We start from the raw sequence: 2,046 nt of genomic DNA, 5'->3' as shown, positions 1-2,046 counted from the left end.
CCATTTGCTGTCATCCTTTCGAGGACGACAGCTTAAACTACCCCGTAGTCACTGTCTCAAAAGGTGGATCCACTATAAGGTGAAGTACCGAGCCCAATCGCTCGAGCAATTTGCGTATGCCTCGGGTACCGATCCTGCGTCGTGAGCTTCTCCAGTCCGTCTCTGATAATGCGCGATCATTGCACATGCTCAGGATTGCATATCGGGCCTGCTCCAAGACCATCTTGGCCTCAGGGACCTCTAGGCACATTTCATACACCGCAACCCGACAAGCAGTGTCGAGGCAAAGCCATCCCGCTTCATTGAACAGCCGCTCTGAGGTACAAGTCGGATGAGTAGGAGACATTTCCTTATGGCTCCATTCCCCTTCCATGGAATTGAACTGTGGTGTTGCGTAGAGGGCGGACGGCCATTCACTGTCCACGCGGCCATATACGTAGCCTGGTCCGGTGTACTGGACAACTGTGTAGTAGTCCTGAATACGCTCGATCAGTAGGGCTGTCGCCCTACGGACATGGTCTGCAGTGACCTCGTCCACCAATCCAAACTGAGCGCGAATCTTCTTGCGGTTTAAAGGTGCTAGTGCCCCACATTCACGAGCACTAGCAATTGTTTGTGCGGGGGATGGCGCGGCCGACATCTACTTACCTCCTGAGCGATAGGCAGATTGTCTAAGAGAAGAATTGGTGCCAGAAGGTCGTTCCCAGGGGAAGAAACGTGGACTAAACCTGAGTAGTGGAAGGTCCAGCGGAGGTGCCGGCAGGTGAGCTGCCGGCAGACGACAGGTCAACGCGCCCGCTTTGCCATCAACTGAATTTCTCGACGAGCTTCCGCTTGGTGCCCTTTGATGATAGTGGAAACAAACTCATTAGTAGGCCAGAGTTTGTAGGTATAGTCTTTTGCTCCTTTCCCTTTTGATTTGGCAATTTTGGTGTGTTCGTAACGCTGGATAGCCTTCTCTTTAACTAACTGCTCCAACGCAATGTTCATTGCGCGAAAGTCTTCCGGCATGCGGTTTGAAAGTCCTCGGGCTGTGTTGGATAAGAAATCTACCAGTGAAAAAGTATACGGATGGCTTGGAGATGCGTTTCGCCATTTGAAGGAAAGCATCCTGTATAGGACACGAGCAATGCCATTCGTTAGCCCCATGGATGTTGTGTATTGATAAAGCCGGTAATCACCATTTGCGATGCTTCTTGAAATAAGCGGGTGAAGAACAGCTTTGCAAAGCACTGAACTCTCAGGGTCGTCATCCGGAGAGGGCTGCACGTATGCGGAGCTTCTTTTATTTCTACTACGAATAGCTAGGAAAGGAAGGTAGGTCGATTTAATGTCAATCACCTCGCCATCCGCCGTCCGAGTCTGGATAGTAAGAGGAGCTTCGCTGAGGATTTCTAAGGCTTCCCGGAGCTCTGCGTACGTATAAGTATGCTTCTGCGACTGAAGCTCTTTCTGTAGTTCATAAAGAGTAAATTGAACAGAGCACTCAGCCTCGTTAAATTTGGCATTGCCTTGAGTTGAAAATTTGCGAAGTGCCTCTTCAACGAACTCCTCACGAGCGCCGGGGAAAACACCAACATCTTCTACTTGCTTAGATAGCTTGCCATCCACCTTGAGCCGTTTCTGCATTGGAACGGCTTTAAGAATTACACGAAACGGCTCCCCGTTAATCGTACCTTCCTTAACAATAGTCATTTCGGCGACTGAACGTACAGTCTTCCCAGACCATGCGAACCGTGGAAGCGCATCGTAAATGCTCACCAGATTTCCCAGATCGTTATCATCGAGAGTGATCTGGTATGCCGAGAACAAGGGCAGGGTTGATGATGCCGCAGGCTCCTGGATTCTTTTTCCAGTAGCTTTGCTTCTGATGCTATTCAAACGGGCTACGACTCCCGTTTCTTTCCTCGAGAGGGATTGCGAATTACAATCGAGGCCTGTGAGCAAGTCGTTCTGTGATTCGATTACAGGCTCTTCGCATTTAAGGGTGTAGAAAAAATCTGACCGGCTGGAAAAGGAGTCGAGGATCTTAGAAAATGTAAGCTC

1 protein-coding gene is annotated in these 2,046 nt (G+C 49.8%); it reads right to left on the bottom strand.

The genetic code is table 11. From position 1 onward, the window contains the following. Nucleotides 1-786 precede the first annotated feature (786 nt). Nucleotides 787-1,947, bottom strand: coding sequence for a replication protein (locus EKA13_RS26980; protein ID WP_245704434.1), 1,161 nt, complete (start codon nt 1,945-1,947; stop codon nt 787-789). Between the last annotated feature and the right edge of the window lie 99 nt (nt 1,948-2,046).

The sequence above is a fragment of the Pseudomonas defluvii genome, assembly GCF_001695625.1.
Lineage (GTDB): Bacteria > Pseudomonadota > Gammaproteobacteria > Pseudomonadales > Pseudomonadaceae > Aquipseudomonas > Aquipseudomonas defluvii.
This window is presented reverse-complemented; position numbering and strand designations above follow the sequence as displayed.